This is a genomic window from Pseudoduganella sp., assembly GCF_041914865.1.
Lineage (GTDB): Bacteria > Pseudomonadota > Gammaproteobacteria > Burkholderiales > Burkholderiaceae_D > Rugamonas.
In genome coordinates, this window is sequence record NZ_JAYSCO010000002.1 from 124,012 (window position 1) to 139,206 (window position 15,195).

11 protein-coding genes are annotated in these 15,195 nt (G+C 67.9%); 8 read left to right on the forward strand and 3 right to left on the reverse strand.

From position 1 onward, the window contains the following. Window positions 1–28 precede the first annotated feature (28 nt). The gene (locus ACE3TQ_RS01575) at window positions 29–3,418 is read right to left on the reverse strand and encodes a TIM-barrel domain-containing protein (RefSeq protein ID WP_374580155.1); all 3,390 of its coding nucleotides are present in this window, start codon (window positions 3,416–3,418) and stop codon (window positions 29–31) included. A gap of 315 nt (window positions 3,419–3,733) precedes the next feature. On the opposite strand from ACE3TQ_RS01575, the gene ACE3TQ_RS01580 reads away from it, so the two are divergent. The 6 genes from ACE3TQ_RS01580 to ACE3TQ_RS01605 are packed head-to-tail and all read left to right on the forward strand — an operon-like array spanning window position 3,734 to window position 10,966. Next, complete coding sequence (locus tag ACE3TQ_RS01580) at window positions 3,734–4,882, forward strand: SIS domain-containing protein (protein ID WP_374580156.1); 1,149 nt, start codon at window positions 3,734–3,736, stop codon at window positions 4,880–4,882. Beyond that, window positions 4,869–5,819 carry an ROK family protein gene (locus ACE3TQ_RS01585; protein ID WP_374580157.1) on the forward strand — a complete coding sequence of 317 codons (951 nt, stop codon included), beginning with the start codon at window positions 4,869–4,871 and terminating at the stop codon, window positions 5,817–5,819. Before ACE3TQ_RS01580 ends, ACE3TQ_RS01585 begins: the two co-directional genes overlap by 14 nt. After that, the gene (locus ACE3TQ_RS01590; RefSeq protein ID WP_374580158.1) at window positions 5,819–7,168 is read left to right on the forward strand and encodes a D-tagatose-bisphosphate aldolase, class II, non-catalytic subunit; all 1,350 of its coding nucleotides are present in this window, start codon (window positions 5,819–5,821) and stop codon (window positions 7,166–7,168) included. The genes ACE3TQ_RS01585 and ACE3TQ_RS01590 overlap by 1 nt, the downstream gene beginning before the upstream one ends. A gap of 33 nt (window positions 7,169–7,201) precedes the next feature. Further along, a complete protein-coding gene (locus tag ACE3TQ_RS01595) occupies window positions 7,202–7,969 on the forward strand; it encodes a DeoR family transcriptional regulator (RefSeq protein ID WP_374580160.1) in 768 nt (255 codons plus the stop codon). 4 nt (window positions 7,970–7,973) lie between these two features. Continuing rightward, complete coding sequence (locus tag ACE3TQ_RS01600; RefSeq protein ID WP_374580161.1) at window positions 7,974–9,059, forward strand: N-acetylglucosamine-6-phosphate deacetylase; 1,086 nt, start codon at window positions 7,974–7,976, stop codon at window positions 9,057–9,059. A gap of 14 nt (window positions 9,060–9,073) precedes the next feature. Continuing rightward, on the forward strand, window positions 9,074–10,966 hold the full coding sequence (locus ACE3TQ_RS01605) for an MFS transporter (RefSeq protein ID WP_374580162.1): 1,893 nt from the start codon (window positions 9,074–9,076) through the stop codon (window positions 10,964–10,966). Window positions 10,967–10,975: 9 nt separating this feature from the next. On the opposite strand, the gene ACE3TQ_RS01610 is transcribed toward ACE3TQ_RS01605, so the two are convergent. Both ACE3TQ_RS01610 and ACE3TQ_RS01615 read right to left on the reverse strand, forming a co-directional pair. Next, entirely contained in the window at window positions 10,976–11,734 is a 759-nt protein-coding gene (locus tag ACE3TQ_RS01610) for a hypothetical protein (protein WP_374580163.1), read from the reverse strand. 59 nt (window positions 11,735–11,793) lie between these two features. Next, window positions 11,794–12,597, reverse strand: a complete 804-nt coding sequence (locus tag ACE3TQ_RS01615; RefSeq protein ID WP_374580164.1) for a flagellin — start codon at window positions 12,595–12,597, stop codon at window positions 11,794–11,796. Between the two features lie 54 nt (window positions 12,598–12,651). On the opposite strand from ACE3TQ_RS01615, the gene ACE3TQ_RS01620 reads away from it, so the two are divergent. Next, the gene (locus tag ACE3TQ_RS01620; protein WP_374580165.1) at window positions 12,652–14,559 is read left to right on the forward strand and encodes a serine hydrolase; all 1,908 of its coding nucleotides are present in this window, start codon (window positions 12,652–12,654) and stop codon (window positions 14,557–14,559) included. A gap of 251 nt (window positions 14,560–14,810) precedes the next feature. Next, the gene (gene infA / locus ACE3TQ_RS01625; protein WP_374580166.1) at window positions 14,811–15,071 is read left to right on the forward strand and encodes a translation initiation factor IF-1; all 261 of its coding nucleotides are present in this window, start codon (window positions 14,811–14,813) and stop codon (window positions 15,069–15,071) included. The last annotated feature ends 124 nt before the right edge of the window (window positions 15,072–15,195 follow it).

Consider the following 15,195-nt stretch of genomic DNA (forward strand, 5'->3'; position numbering starts at 1 on the left):
GTTCGTTCTTTTGACGAAAAATGTGCGGTCAGCGCGTTCGGACGGTGGCGCCCTCGGTGCCTAGCAGTACGGCATTGGCCCAGTTACCGCAAACCTGGGCGGGTTGGGCGCCGCGCGCACCCAGGGTCCGCAGGCTGAGTTGCCTCAACCCGCGCACATCGATTTCCGGCTTGACGACGGCAGGCGCGTTAACCAGCCCGCTGTCGTACAGCAGGCGCTCGCCGCTCCAGACCTGGAACTGCAGGCCGCCCGCGCTGCGGCAGCTGTCGTCCACGCCCAGGTCGGCGCGCAGCAGGTTCCAGTTGCCTTCCAGCTGCAGGTCGATGCGGCTGGCGGCGCCGACGCCCAGGCCCTTACGGAACCACAGGCCGTTCATGCGCATTTCCTTGCCCCGGCCTTTACCGGTATCGGCGGGGCGGTCGCGTCCCACGCCCTTCGGCATCGGCAGGTCCGACAGGAAGCTTTGCAGTTCACCGCCTTCCCTGGCGCGGTGCTCCTGGATGCGGAAGGTGGACAACGCGATCGGTCCCACTTCCAGCGGCTGCAGGGCGTTGACGGCTTTGGCCGGTGCGCTGCCTGGCTGCACCGCGGTCACCATCGGGTCGGTGGCGGCGGCGCCTTCGCCTTCCGGGTTCTGCGTGCTGAGCACGCGGAAGCGCAGCAGGCGGCCGGCGGTGGCCGGGAAGTTAATGGTTTGCGTTTCCTTCTGCAGCTTCAGGCGGCCGGTGAAGCTTGGCTTGCCCCATTCGCCGTTGCTGTCTGCAATGTAGATCTCATAGTCGCGCACCTGGCCGTGCTTCCAGTGCTCGTCGCTGCGCGGCGCGATCTCGATGCCGTCCACCAGGCGGCGCTCGGTGAAGCCTATAGTCCATTCGTGCGCGCCGGTTCGGATCGACTGGTTGCGCGTGGTGCGGAACCAGGTGGTGGCTTTGTCGTCGAAGGCGTTCTCCAGCGGGTGGCCGGGTTCCTCGGCGGGGCGGTTCACCACCAGCAGCGCATCCGGCGGCAGGGCGCGGCCCAGCTCCGGCGCGGACGGGAAATCGCCGTCGCTGGCGGCCACCGTCTGCGCGCCCTGCACGGTGATGCTGAGCGGCTGGCGGATGTCCTGTTTCGCCGTCTTCACATGCAGCGTGCCGGTGCGTTCGCCCGGGTCGAAGAACCAGCCTTCAGGCGCGGCTTCCCACGCGGCGCGGTCCGCCAGCGCCGGCAGCACGCGGCTCGGCTGCCCGCCGGCCGTGGCCACGCCTGCCGCCGGCGACGCGGATGCCGAAGCCTCCACGCTGGCCGGACGCTGGCGCGTCAGCATGCGCAGCGAATACGCGCGGCGCGCCTCCTGCCCCGCATAGCTGCCTTCGACCGGCGCAATGTCCACCGTCACACGTGCGCCGTCGGCACGCATGCGCAGCAGCTGCTGGCTGAACGCGCCCTTCTGGTACTGGCGCGTATTGCCGTCATCCTCATACAGCGTGAACGAAGACTCGCCGTGCGGGTACAGGTCCAGCGTCAGCACATCCTTCGGCTTCTCGCCGTCGTACAGAACTTCGGGATACATCGGCAGGATCGCCCCGGCCCGCACGAAGACGGGCAGCTTGTCGAGCGACACCTGCATATCGAGATCGCGCCCCGCAGCCGTGGCGGAAGTCGCCTGGCGGCCATCCCAGTAATCGAACCAGGTGCCCTGCGGCAGGTGGATGCCTTTGCGCCAGCCTTGCGATACCGCCTGGCTGCGGTACACCGGCGCCACCAGCATGTCGCGCCCCAGCAGGAACTGGTACTTGTGCGCCTCGGTGAACGCCGCCGGGTCGGACGGATAATCCCACATCAGGCCGCGCACCAGTGGCGCGCCGGTCTGCTCCGCCTCGCGCCCCAGCGTGTACATGTACGGCGTCAGGCGCAGCTTGAGCTTCAGGTATTTGCGGTTGATGCTGCGGTAAGGCTCGTCGAACCACCATGGGTGCTTGCGCGCATTGGCCGACCAGCCCGACATCCCCATCAGCACCGGCGTGAACGCCTTCCACTGCAGGTCGCGCGTGAAGGTTTCCGGGCTGCCGCCGAAGATCGCGTCCACATCGCCCGTCGCATAAGCCTGGCCGGACAGGCCCGAGCCCACCAGGGTCGGGATATGCCAGCGGATGTAATCCCAGCTGGCGCTCTGGTCGCCGGTCCAGGTCACCGCATAGCGCTGCGTGCCCGCCCAGCCCATCACCGTCCACAGGAAAGGACGGCTGTCGGAATTGTTCAGGATACCGTCGTACGCCGACTTGTTGGCATCCAGCGAGAACTGGTAGCCTTTGCCGGTCCAGGCCACGTCCAGCTTCTGCGCGCGGCTGCCGGCCGTGCCGACTTCCCACGCGATCTTGTCGACGCCATTTTCCGTCCACAGCCCGGTGCGGAAGCCGTACTTGGCCAGCCCCTGCACGGTCTGCGGCAGGTCGGTGTAACCGCAGCCATAACCATCGTTCGGCAGGATCCAGCCGCCCGGCATATCGTGCTCGCGGTATTTGCGCGCCACGCTGTCCACCACATCCGGCGTCTTGCCGGTCGGGCCGTCGCTCCAGCCCTTCGGCACGGTGCCCGGCTTCTTCACGTTGTCGCCGTCGTTGTAGCAATCGGCGTCGCCGTACTCCAGCGCCCAGCGCGGCAGCATTTGCGCGCGCCCGGTCCACTCGGTGTAGCGCGCCAGCACGTCGCGCACATCCTTGCCGACGAAGTAGTAGGCATCGAAACGCGGCTCCGCATGCTGCAGCGCCACCACGTCGTGCTGGCGCAAATCGTAGCTGCCGTCGGACCAGGTATTGCGCAGCATGCCCCAGCCGCGCGAGCTCATCAGGAAGGGCGCCGGGCTGGGGCGGTCCCCCTCTTCCCAGCCGCCAGAATAGGACACGTCCAGCTGGCGGCCCTTGAATTCATAGCGGCCATTCTGCTGTCCGCCGCCGAAGAAGCGTTCCGCCTTGTCGCTCGACAGCGTCTGCACGCTCGCCTTCTCGCCCAGCTCCAGCGGCTGCAGCTCGCGCCACAGCGGCTGCGCATCGCCCGCGCGGTACAGCGCAAAACGCAGCGGATTGCGCTCGATGCGCAGGCTAAGTTTGGCGGTGCGCAGCAAGATATGGTCGGCCTGCTCGCTTACGCTATGCTCAACCCGTGCGGCTGGCGTGCCGACCACGATGGCCGCCGCCTTGTCGCCGGCATCGGCCAGCTTGCCTTTCGGGCCGGCCCAGATGCGCAGCACATCGTCGCGCAGCAGGCTCACACGCACAATGGCGCCCGATTCGGTCGCCAGGTCCCAATGCTGGCCGCCGGCGCTGGCGGCCGGTGCGGCGCTCATGCTGCGCAGCTTGCCCAGTGGTGCGGCCTGCGCGGCGCCGGTGGCCAGGGCCAGGACGGCGGCGGCAATCGCAGTGCGGGTGAGTCTCTTCATAAGCCTGCCTTACTTGCAAGGTTTTTTCGTTTTGATGGACGTACTTTAGGAATAAAAGCAAAAAAGGTCAACAAAAAGAAAGAAAAAGCCGGTTTCACAGCAATTATTCGCGCTTTTATCTTTCGTTTAGCCGATATTGCAGTGCAATAGCTTTCACTTGGTAGCATTAGCGCAACAGCAGATGCCGATTTACGGGCCGAGACGGACGCTTCCGGCACACTCCCGGCCGGTGCATATCTTTCGTTTTACTTTCGTATTTGACTTTTCGAAATATGTTATTTATGCTTCCCCTAACTTCCAACTTTCCATTTTTCGATGACTACCCTCCTTCAGCGTGACGCACAAGACTGGCGCAAGATCAGCGGCCTCGATACCGCAGAAGAAATTGCGCAGCAGCCCGCCCTGTGGCGCGAACTGGGCGCCACCCTGCAAAGCCGCGCCGCCGATGTCGCCGCCTTCCTCGGCGGCTGCCTGCACAATCCGCAGCAGCGCGTGATCCTGACCGGCGCCGGCAGCTCCTGCTATGTGGGAGAGATCGTCGCCGATGAACTGAACGCGGCCTGGCCGGCGCAAGTGCGCGCCGTGGCCACCACCAGCCTGCTGACCCACCCCGAGCTGTATCTGGAAGCGGGCGCGCCGACCCTGCTGGTGTCCTTCGCCCGCAGCGGCAGCAGCCCGGAAAGCCTGGCCGCCGTGGAACTGGTGCGCGAGCTGGTGCCGGAATCGCGCTTCCTGAACATCACCTGCAACCCGCACGGCCAGCTGGCGCGCCAGGGCGATACCGATGCCCGCACCTTCAACCTGCTGATGCCAGCCGCCAGCTGCGACCGCGGTTTCGCCATGACCAGCAGCTTCACCTGCATGCTGCTGGCGGCGCTGTGCATGCTGGGCAAAGGCGAATGGGAGCAACGCCTGGCAGCGCTGGCGCAAGCGGGCGATGCCGCGCTGCGCGAGTGGGCGGCGCCGGTGGCCGCGCTGGCCGCGCAGAAGGTGCAGCGCGTGGTCTACCTGGGCAGCGGCCCGCTGGAAGCGCTGGCCAAGGAAGCGGCGCTGAAGATCCTGGAACTGACCGGCGGCCGCGTGCTGGCCATGTCGAACACCGCGCTCGGCTTCCGCCATGGCCCAAAGTCGGCCCTGAACCAGCAATCGCTGGTGGTGCTGTTCCGCAGCAGCAAAGCGCTGGCGCACCGCTACGAGGAAGACCTGCTGCAGGAGCTGCGCCGCGACGGCGTGGCGGGTCGCATCGTCACCGTCGGCTACGGCGCCGATATCGGCCTGGGCGCAGCCGCGCTGCCGGTCCCGCTGCCGGACGCCTGGCTGGCGCCACTGTGGCTGCTGATGGCGCAGCAATACGCCCTGCACCAGTCGGCCGCGCTGGGCCTGACTCCCGACAATCCTTTCGCCGACGGCACCGTCAACCGCGTCGTGCAAGGCGTCACCATCTATCGCCATGACCAGTTCTGAAGCACGCGGCTACCACGGCATCGACATCGGCGGCACCAAAATCGAACTGGTGTCCTGGCGCGATGCCGGCGGCGAGCTGCAGGAAGTATTCCGCGAACGCGTTGCCACGCCCGGCACCGACTTCGATGAATTCATCGCCGCCATCACCGGCCTGGTGGCGCGCGGCGACGCGGCGCTCGGCACAGCGGCTGCGCCCGCGCCGGTCGGCATCGGCCTGCCCGGCGTGATCGACAGCGCCAGCGGCCGCCAGCTCAGCTCCAACGTGCCGGCCCTGAACGGCCGCCTGGTCGCCGCCACTTTGCAGCAAGCGCTGGCGCGCCCGGTCGTCATCGGCAACGACTGCCAGTGCTTCGCCCTGTCCGAAGCGCAAGGCGGCGCCGCCGACGGCCTGCCCAGCATGTTCGGCGCCATCATCGGCACGGGCGCCGGCGGCGGCTACTGCGTCGAAGGACGCCTGCAGCGCGGCCTGAACGCCATCGCCGGCGAATGGGGCCACTGGACCGTGCCCGCAACGCTGCTGGCCAAGTACGGCCTGCCCGTGCTGGACTGCCCGTGCGGCAAACAGGGCTGCCTGGAACGCTATGTCTCCGGCCCCGGCCTCTCCAAACTGCACGCCCATCTTGGCGGCGACGGCGCCGAACCGCTGTCCATCGTGGCGCGCGCCAACGCGGGCGAAGCGATCGCCGCGCACGCGCTGGCCATGCACCTCGACCTGCTGGGCCACGCCATGGCCAGCCTGGTCTTGAGCTACGACCCGCACGCCATCGTGCTGGGCGGCGGCCTGTCCAACCTGTCGCACCTGTACCAGCAACTGCCGGCAGCCATCCAAAGCCACCTGTTCCGCGGCGTGCAAGCGCCGCCCATCCTGCCGCCTCGCTTCGGCGATGCCGGCGGCGCGCGCGGCGCCGCCCTCCTGGCCCGCCAACAAACCAAGTGATGAAGATGAACGCTCCCGCTTCCCCCGCCGTTTCCCCCGTCATGCAAATCGTCCAGGCGCACCGCCGCGGCGAACCCGTTGGCCTGTACAGCGTCTGCTGCAGCCACCCGACCGTGCTGCGCGCCGCCATGCAGGTGGCCGCGCAATACGGCACGCCGCTGCTGGTGGAAGCAACCTCCAACCAGGTCGACCAGTTCGGCGGCTATACCGGCATGACACCGGTCGAGTTCCGCGACTACGTGCAGCGCCTGGCGCATGAACAGGAATTCCCGCTCGAACGCCTGGTGCTGGGCGGCGACCACCTCGGCCCCAATGCCTGGCAGGCGCAGGATGCCGCCAGCGCCATGGCGCACGCCGAAGTGCTGATCGACGCCTACGCGGCGGCCGGCTTCCACAAGATCCACCTCGACTGCAGCATGCGCTGCGCCGACGACGCCCCGGTACTGAGCGACGACACCGTGGCCGAACGCGCCGTGCGGCTGGCCGCCATCGCCGAGCAGGCGGCGGCGCGCGCCGGCCTGCCGCCGCCGGTCTACGTGATCGGCACAGAAGTCCCCGTGCCGGGCGGCGAAGCCTCGCTGGAGCAGGCGCTGGCCGTCACCTCGCCGCAAGCGGCGGCGCGCACGCTGGACGTGCACCGCCGCGCCTTCGCCGCCGCCGGCCTGGGCGAGGCATGGAAGCGCGTGATCGCCATGGTGGTGCAGCCGGGCGTGGACTTCGACCAGGCCAATGTGCAGCACTACGACGCGGCCGCCGCCGCCGAGCTGTCCGAATTCGTGGCCGACCAGCCCGGCCTGGTGTTCGAAGCCCACTCCACCGACTACCAGCGCGAATCGGGCCTGCACGAAATGGTGCGCGACCACTACGCCATCCTGAAGGTGGGCCCGGCCGCCACCTTCGCCCTGCGCGAAGGCTTCCTGGCGCTGTGCCAGATCGAAGAAGCCCTGCTGGGCAAGGAGCGCGCCTCGCGCCTGATGGAGGTGCTGGACGACGCCATGCTGGCCAAGCCCAAGCACTGGCAGAAGCACTACCTGGGCAGCGCCGACGAGCAGCGCCTGATGCGCCGCTACGGCCTGTCCGACCGCTGCCGCTACTACTGGGGCGAGCCGGCCGTGGCCACCGCCGTCAGCCGCCTGTTCGCCAACCTGGCCGGGCGCAGCCTCCCGCTGCCGTTGCTGAGCCAATACCTGCCGCAGCAATTCCTCGCCGTGCTGCAGGGCCAGCTGGACGCCACGCCGCAAGCCCTGCTCGAGCACAAGGTCGCCGGCCTGCTGGCGCAGTATGCGCGCGCCTGCAGCGCCAATGCCGCCGGGGCCGCCCAGCCGCACGCCGCCGCCGTCATCTGTTAAGCTCGACGTTTTTGACTTTCAGCGACAGACGACATGCGAAATACCAGCCAACGCCGCGAAACCATCCTGCAGGCGATCGTACAACATGGTTCGGTCCAGGTGTCCGAACTGGTGGACAAGCTTGGCGTGTCCGCCGTCACCATCCGCAGCGACCTCAGTGTGCTCGAATCGCAAGGCCTGGTGCAGCGCAGCCACGGCGGCGCCCTGCTGGCGCGCACCCCGCCCACTGAGCACACCATCCGCCAGAAGGATTCGCTGAACCAGGCGCAGAAAGAACAAATCGGCCTGCTGGCGGCGCGCCTGGTGCAGCCGGGCGACAACGTCATCATCGACTCCGGCACCACCACCATTTACCTGGCGCGCCAGCTGCGCGAGGCGAACGACGTCACCGTGCTGACCAATGGCCTGAACATCGCCTGGGAACTGGCCGACGCGCCCGGCGTGGACCTGATCCTGACCGGCGGCCGCCTGCGCAAGCAATCGCTGTCGCTGCAAGGCGCGCAGGCCGAAGCCTGCCTCTCGGCCTACAACTTCGACAAGCTGTTCCTCGGCGTCGACGGTTTCGACCTGCAGTTCGGCATCACCACCCACCACGAGGCGGAAGCGAACCTGAACCACAAGATGGTGGAGCGCGCCAAGAAAGTCATCGTGCTGACCGACGCCTCCAAATTCGGCCGCGTCTCGCTGCACCGCATCGTGCAGCTGGACCGCGTGCACGCCGTCATCACCGACGCCAGCATCAGCCCCGAGTACCGCGAAGGGCTGGAGAAGCGCGGCATCGAAGTGCTGATCGCGGAGTAAAGCCATGCTGCAAGGGCGCATCCTCACTCCCGACGGCTGGATCAACGGCAGCATCGCTTTCGGCGAGCGCATCACCAGCATCACCGCAGGCCCGGCAGACGCCGGCCTGACCATCATCCCCGGCTTCGTCGACCTGCACGTGCACGGCGCCAGCGGCGTCGACATCATGGAAGGCGGCGACGCCGGCGCGGTGGTGGCGCGCAGCCACGCCCGCCACGGCACCACCTCCCTGCTGGGCACCACGCTGACCGCCAAAGAGGACTCGATCCGCCACGCCCTGAACGGCCTGGCCGGCGTCATCGCGCAGCGCCCGCAGCACGGCGCGCGCATGCTGGGCGTGCACCTGGAAGGCCCGTTCCTGAACCGCCGCCGCCTGGGCGCCCAGCCGCCCGACGTGGTGACCGGTAGCCGCGCCCTGGTGGAGAGCTACCACGCCATCGCCCCGATCCGCGTGCTGACCATGGCGCCCGAAGTGACCGGCCACCTGGAACTGATCCCGCACCTGAAAGAGATGGGCATCCGCGTGCAGATCGGCCACAGCGCCGGCAGCTACGACGACGGCGTGGCCGCGTTGAAGGCCGGCGCCGCCGGCTTCACCCACCTGTTCAACGGCATGAGCGGCATGAGCCATCGCGAACCGGGCATGGTGGACGTGGCCATGGCGCACGCCGAATACGCCGAAATCATCCCCGACCTGCTGCACGTGCACCCGGGCGCCATGCGCGCCGCGCTGCGCGCCATCCCGCGCCTGTACGGCGTGACCGACGCCACCTCCGCCACCGGCATGCCGGACGGCGAATACGCCCTGGGCACGCAGCGCGTGTTCAAGTGCATGGGCTGCGTGCGCCTGTCCACCGGCTCGCTGGCCGGCTCGGTGCTGACCATGGACCAGGCCCTGCGCAATTTCGTCGGCCTCGGCATGGAGCTGGCGGAAGCCTCGCAGCGCCTATCGCTGTTCCCGGCCGACTACCTGGGCGAGACGCAGCGCGGCCGCCTGGCGCCGGGGGCATGGGCCGACATCGTCGTGCTGGACCAGTCTTTACACCCCGTGGCCGTCTTCGTTGAAGGCGAGGCCATTCCACTCTCATAACAACAGGAGATCCGATGCAGGCCTTATCCATGCGCTACTTATTGTTTATTGCCGGGATGGGCGGCCTGCTGTACGGAATCGATATCGGCATCATTGCCGGTGCCCTGCCTTACCTTGAATCGACCGCCTCGGTCGCGTGGAAGCTGAGCGCGCAGCAACTGAGCTTCATCGTGGCCGCCGTGCTGCTCGGCTCCGTGCTGTCCTCGCTGTTTGCCGGCGCCATCGCCGACGCCATCGGCCGCCGCTGGACCATGGTGCTGGCGGGCGCCCTGTTCACCGCCAGCATCCCGCTGATCGCCCTGTCCGACGGCTACGTGCCGCTGCTGCTGGGACGCCTGCTGCAAGGCGTCAGCGGCGGCCTGATTGGCGTCGCCGTGCCGCTCTACCTGGCCGAATGCCTGCACGCCGACAAGCGCGGCCGCGGCGCCGCCCTGTTCCAGCTGCTGCTGACCATCGGCCTGGTGGCCGCCGCCGTGATCGGCCTGGTGCAGGCCAACAGCGTCGACAGCGCCACCCAGGCCGCGCAAGCCCTGCCCGAAGCGGCGCGCGCCGCCGCCATCTTCGATGCCAAGGACCACGCCTGGCGCAGCATCTTCTGGATGTGCCTGACCCCGGGCCTGGTGTTCACCTTCGGCAGCCTGCTGCTGGCCGAATCGCCGCGCTGGCTGGTGCAGCGCGGCCGCATCGAGCAGGCGCGCGCCGCCCTGCTGCGCACCCGCGCCGCCGCCGAAGCGGAAGCCGAACTGCGCGACATGCTGGCCGCCGCCGGCACGTTGGCCGCGCGCCGCGGCGCAGCCGCCGCCCAAGTCGCAGCGGCCGGCCCCAGCGCCGGCGAAATCGCCGCCGCGCGCGGTGTCGCCGCGCCGCGCGATGGCAGCGCCGCCGGTGCCGCCGGTGCCGCCGCGACCCGCGCGCCGGCCGACGACAGCCTGGCCAGCCGCCGCTACATCCTGCCCTTCCTGCTGGCCTGCCTGGTGCTGGCCTGCACCCAGGCCACCGGCATCAACTCCGTGCTGGCCTACGTGGTGAATATCCTGAACCAGGCCGGCCTGCCCGGCGCCACCGCCAACATGGCCGACGTCGGCCTGAAAGTGCTGAACGCGGTGATGACCGTGGTCGCCGTGCTGCTGGTCGACCGCAAAGGCCGCAAATTCCTGCTGATGCTGGGCAGCGGCGGCATCGTCATCGCCCTGCTGGCCGCCGGCCTGCTGTTCCGCAGCGCCGAAGCCGGACAGCGCGACGTGCGCAGCATCGTCGCCGCCCAGGCGCAAGGCGACAGCCTGTCGCTGCGCCTGGACGCCGCCACCCTGCAGGCCCTCGGCGCGCCCGCCGCCGGCGCCGCGCAGCTGCTCACCGTGTCCTACTCCTACGGCCCCTTCACCAACGTGCAGACGCGCCGCAGCGACGACCCCGCGCTGCCCGCCATGGTCCTGTCGCGCGACGGCACGATGCAGGAAGACAGCGTGATCGGCGCCTTCTTCCGCCGCCTGCACCTGAACCCCTTCGCCGACCCGGCCGAAGGCCGCAACGCCCCGCTGCGCATCGAACAGGCGCATATCGGCGCCCTGCCGTCGGAAGCGCACGGCTGGCAAGTCACCCTCGCCATCTGCCTGTTCGTCGCCAGCTTTGCCGTCGGCCCCGGCGTCTGTGTCTGGCTCGCCCTGTCCGAGCTGATGCCGACCCGCATCCGCTCCAACGGCATGAGCATCGCCCTGCTGGTGAACCAGTTCGTCTCCACCACCATTGCCGCCGTGTTCCTGCCCACCGTCGGCCAGTACGGCTACGCCGCCATGTTCTTCTTCTGGGCCGGCTGCACCGTCGTGTACTTCCTCACCGCCACCTTCCTGCTGCCGGAGACCAAAGGGAAAACGCTGGAAGAAATCGAAGCCCACTTCGCGCGCCGCTGAACAGGCGCGCTAATCGTCCGGCAGCTGGTAGCGCCTGCGCAGCGCCTGCAAGGCGCCGGACGCCTCCATCTCGCGCAAGCCGGACGCCAGCGCCGCCTGCCACGCGGCGGCCATGGGATGGTCCGCCGCGAACCCCACCGTCAGCGGCAGCCGGCGTTCCAGGCAGCCGGCCCGGCGCAGGCGCGCCGCCGCCTGCTCCTGCGCCGCCAGGCGCGCCATCACCGCCTCATGCTCCAGCACCACCGCCACTCGTCCATGCAGCAGCATGCGCAGGTTGCTGAGTCCCGCCGCCTGGCCATAAGCCGGCTTCAGCGCGCCCGGCTGGCCGCGATGGCGCATGATGTAGTCGTCCATCTGCCCATCGTCATAGCCATACTCGTCGATGATGCCGACCTGCTGGCCGTCCAGCGACGCCAGGCCGGCATAACGCCAGCGCGAACCGGCCAGGGTATAGAAGCAGGCCCGCGAATACGCCAGCGGAACGCTCAGGCGCAAGCGCGCATCGACCGCCGGCGCGTACACGCCGTCGATGCGCCCGCGCACCGTCTCCTGCACCGCGCGGTTGAGCGGCATCAGCAGCGGCGCCACCTCCATGCCCTGCGCCGCCAGCGCACCGGCGGCGGCATCGACCAGGTAGCCGCCCGCCACATGCTCGCCGCTGGCGCAGACGAACGGGCACCAGGCGTCCGAGGCCAGGCGCAGCGGCTCGGCGGCGCGCAGCGGCAACGGCGCCAGCAGGCACATGGAAAGGAAGAGAAAAGTTCGCATAGGCCGTCTCATGATACGTCGGCGGCCCGGTGCTGGCTATCGCGCCCGGCAAACGTGCGTCAGCGCAGCAGCTGCAGCACCAGGCGCGGGCCCGCAGTGGCCTGCGTCATCATGGCGATGGCCGCCTGCTGCAGGATCTGGCGCCGCGCCAGCTCCGCTGTTTCGGCCGCATAGTCCACGTCCATGATGCGCGAGCGCGCCGCCGCCAGGTTCTCGCTCATGATGTCGTTGTGCGCCGCCGCGTAGCCCAGGCGGTTCTGCGTCGCGCCCAGCATGGCGCGCATATTCGCAATGCCCGCCATGCGCGCATCGACCTGCTTCAGCGCCGCCGTCGCATCATCGTGGTTGAGCAGGCTGATATCGCCCGCCTCCTTCGACCACACCGCCGGCACGGTCAGCGGCAAGGTGTCGCCATCCTTCGGCCCCAGTTGCAGCTGCACCACCGCGCTGCCATCGAGCAGGCGCATGCCGTTGAAATTGGTGTCCTCCGCCACGCGCTTGATCTCCAGCAGCAGCGCGCTGGCCTCCAGCTGCATCGCCATGCGGTCGTTGGCGTTGTAGGTATCGCTGGCCGCCTGCACCGCCAGCTCGCGGATGCGCTGGTAGCTCTCCATCACGCTGCCCAGCGCGCCCTCGGCCACCTGCGCCATCGAAATGCCGTCGTTGATATTGGCGGCCGCCGCGCGCCGCCCGCGCAGCTCCGCCGTCATGCGCTCGGCGATAGCCAGCCCCGCCGCATCGTCGGCCGCGCTATTGATGCGCAAGCCACTCGACAGGCGTTGCATGCTTTTGGCGATTGCGTCACCATGGCGCTGCATATTCAGCGCCGCGCGTAACGCATCGATATTGGTATTGATCCTCACGCACCGGTTACGGTTGCGCAACGGCAAACTTAATATCCAAAACTCACATCATTGATGAATATTTCCACTTTACTGTTTGCCGCCGCCCTGGCCACCGCCCCGGCCGAAGGCCTGTTCGAGCCGGGCCTGGTATCCGACAACGGCGTATTCGGCTTCACCCTCTCGCCCGACGGCCAGCACGCGCTGTGGGTGCAGTCGGGCGGCGCCCGTACCCGGCTCGTGATCGTGGAATCGCGCAAGGTGGACGGCAAATGGCAGGCGCCGACCCCGGTGCCCTTCTCCGCCACCGACGGCTCGCGCGACATCGACCCCGCCTTCGCCCCGGACGGCAAATCGATCATCTTCCAGTCCAACCGCCCGGTGCCCGACAGGCCGCAGCGCAAGGGCTTCGACATCTACTCGGTGGCGCTGCAGGACGGCCGCTGGGGGCCTGCCGTGCACCTGGGCCACGAGATCAACGGCGACGACTCCGAATCGTCCGGCGCCATCAGCGCCGACGGCACCATCTACTTCATGAAGAACGGCGCCGAAGGCAAGTCCGACCTGTGGCGCTCGCGCCGCGTGGACGGCAAATACACCGCCCCCGAACGCCTGCCCGAGCCGGTCAACAGCGGCCCCTGGCGCGAATCGAACCCCTACGTCGCCGCCGACCAAAGCTACCTGCTGTACTTCTCCGACGCCCCCGGCGGCGCCGGCGACGTCGACCTGTACATCAGCTTCAACGGCAAGGACGGCTGGAGCACCCCGCGCAACCTGGGCGCCCCGTTCAACACCGCGCAAGCCGAATTCACGCCCTGGGTGCACGGCGGCCGCCTCTACCTGGCGCGCCAGGTCAAGCAAGGCGAGCGCTTCATCGAAAATATTTACTCCTACCCCTTCGACCCCGAACGCTACCGCGACACCATGCCGGCCGCCATGCAGCAGGCCGCAGCCACCCTGCTGCAGGACAAGCTGCTGCACGCCACCTCCATCGCCGTGGTGCACCGCGGCCAGGAGTTCATCCTGCACCAGGGCGAACTGGAAACCGGCAAAGCCAACCCGCCCACCGACGCCACGCTGTATGAAATCGGCTCCGTCAGCAAGACTTTCGCCGGCCTGCTGCTGGCCGACGCCGTGGTGCAAGGCAAGGCCTCGCTCAACGACCCGCTGCAACAATATCTGCCCGCCGCCTATCCCAATCTACAGTCGCGCGGCCAAGCGATCCGCCTGCAGCACCTGGTGACCCACACCAGCGGCATGCCGGGCATGCTGCCATTGAAAGTGAACACGCTGCTGAAGGACTTCCCACGCCATGCCACGCCCGCCAGGCTGAACCTCGCCTACGCCAACTACGGCCAGCGCCAGTTCTGGCAAGACCTGCACAGCGTCAGCATCAAAGGCCCGCTCGGCAAAGACTACGCCTACTCCAGCGCAGGCACCGAACTGGTCGCGCACACGCTGGAAAAAATCCACGGTGTGCCCTACGAAACCCAGCTCGCCGCCTTCCTCGCGCGCGAAGCCGGCATGCGCGACACCAGGTTGCGCCTGCCCGCCAGCGAAGCCCAACGCCTGGCGCCCGGCTACCACAGCGACAATCCGGTCGCCACCACGCCCATGCCGCAACTGCCCTGGGGCGCCGCCGGCAACCTCAAAGCCAGCATGCCGGACATGGCGAAGTACCTGCGCCTGCAACTGAGCGACCATCCCGCCGTGCTGGAATCGCACCGGCCCCTGGTCCGCTTCGCCGATGATTTCAGCATCGCCTACTTCTGGAACATCGGCGACAGCCGCCAGCTCGGCAAACACTACGTGCACCACGGCGGCGTGCCGCGCGCCCAAAGCTACGCCTTTATCGTGCCGAAATACCAGCTGGGCGTCTTCATCGTGACCAACCAGAGCGGCACCGGCACCGCCAAATCCATGGAAGCCGCCCTGGCCCCTATTTTCGACGCCGCCGAGGCGCTGGAAGGACAGCCCAAATAAATTTGTGCACTGCACAAAAAAATGTGTTACACTGCGTTTTCTGGTGAAGCACTCGAGAACTTCGCCTTGTAGCACCAAACCTTGGTCACAGGCCGGCACCACGCAGATAGCATGGGCTGACCGTTCCGCACCGCGCAGATAGCGCGGGCTGGAGCAGCGATTGAATCATTGGCATTACATTGAAACGAAGCCCGCAGCAAAGCGGGCTTTTTTTTCGCCCCTCGCTCCCCAATCGCACAGGAAGAAACCCCATGGCAAAAGAAGAACTAATTGAAATGAGTGGCGTGGTCACTGAAATCCTGCCGGAGCAGCGCTTCCGCGTCGACCTGGAAAACGGCCACAAGATGATCGCCTACACCGCCGGCCGCATGAAGAAGAACTTCATCCGCATCATCGCCGGCGACAAGGTCACGCTGGAACTGTCCCCGTACGACCTGAGCAAAGGCCGCATCGTTTTCCGCCACATCGAAAACCGCGGCAGCGCCGGCCCGCGCCCGCCGCGCCGCCGCTAAGTTTCGGGGTCGATTCGGGGTCAGGTCTGTAAAAAGCGCAAAAAAATGGGGTGGGGCCGGTGGGTTTGGGGTTTTGGGCAGGGACCCCCCAGTATATCCGGGGATTGTTGACGGGGGGGGCGCC

Bases quoted from the DNA above. Each gene is read 5' to 3' on its own strand.
- ACE3TQ_RS01620 (WP_374580165.1), top strand. From the start codon at position 12,652: ATGAATATTTCCACTTTACTGTTTGCCGCCGCCCTGGCCACCGCCCCG.
- ACE3TQ_RS01585 (WP_374580157.1), top strand. From the start codon at position 4,869: ATGACCAGTTCTGAAGCACGCGGCTACCACGGCATCGACATCGGCGGC.
- ACE3TQ_RS01610 (WP_374580163.1), bottom strand. From the start codon at position 11,734: ATGCGAACTTTTCTCTTCCTTTCCATGTGCCTGCTGGCGCCGTTGCCG.
- infA (WP_374580166.1), top strand. From the start codon at position 14,811: ATGGCAAAAGAAGAACTAATTGAAATGAGTGGCGTGGTCACTGAAATC.
- ACE3TQ_RS01590 (WP_374580158.1), top strand. From the start codon at position 5,819: ATGAAGATGAACGCTCCCGCTTCCCCCGCCGTTTCCCCCGTCATGCAA.
- ACE3TQ_RS01600 (WP_374580161.1), top strand. From the start codon at position 7,974: ATGCTGCAAGGGCGCATCCTCACTCCCGACGGCTGGATCAACGGCAGC.
- ACE3TQ_RS01575 (WP_374580155.1), bottom strand. From the start codon at position 3,418: ATGAAGAGACTCACCCGCACTGCGATTGCCGCCGCCGTCCTGGCCCTG.
- ACE3TQ_RS01580 (WP_374580156.1), top strand. From the start codon at position 3,734: ATGACTACCCTCCTTCAGCGTGACGCACAAGACTGGCGCAAGATCAGC.
- ACE3TQ_RS01605 (WP_374580162.1), top strand. From the start codon at position 9,074: ATGCAGGCCTTATCCATGCGCTACTTATTGTTTATTGCCGGGATGGGC.
- ACE3TQ_RS01595 (WP_374580160.1), top strand. From the start codon at position 7,202: ATGCGAAATACCAGCCAACGCCGCGAAACCATCCTGCAGGCGATCGTA.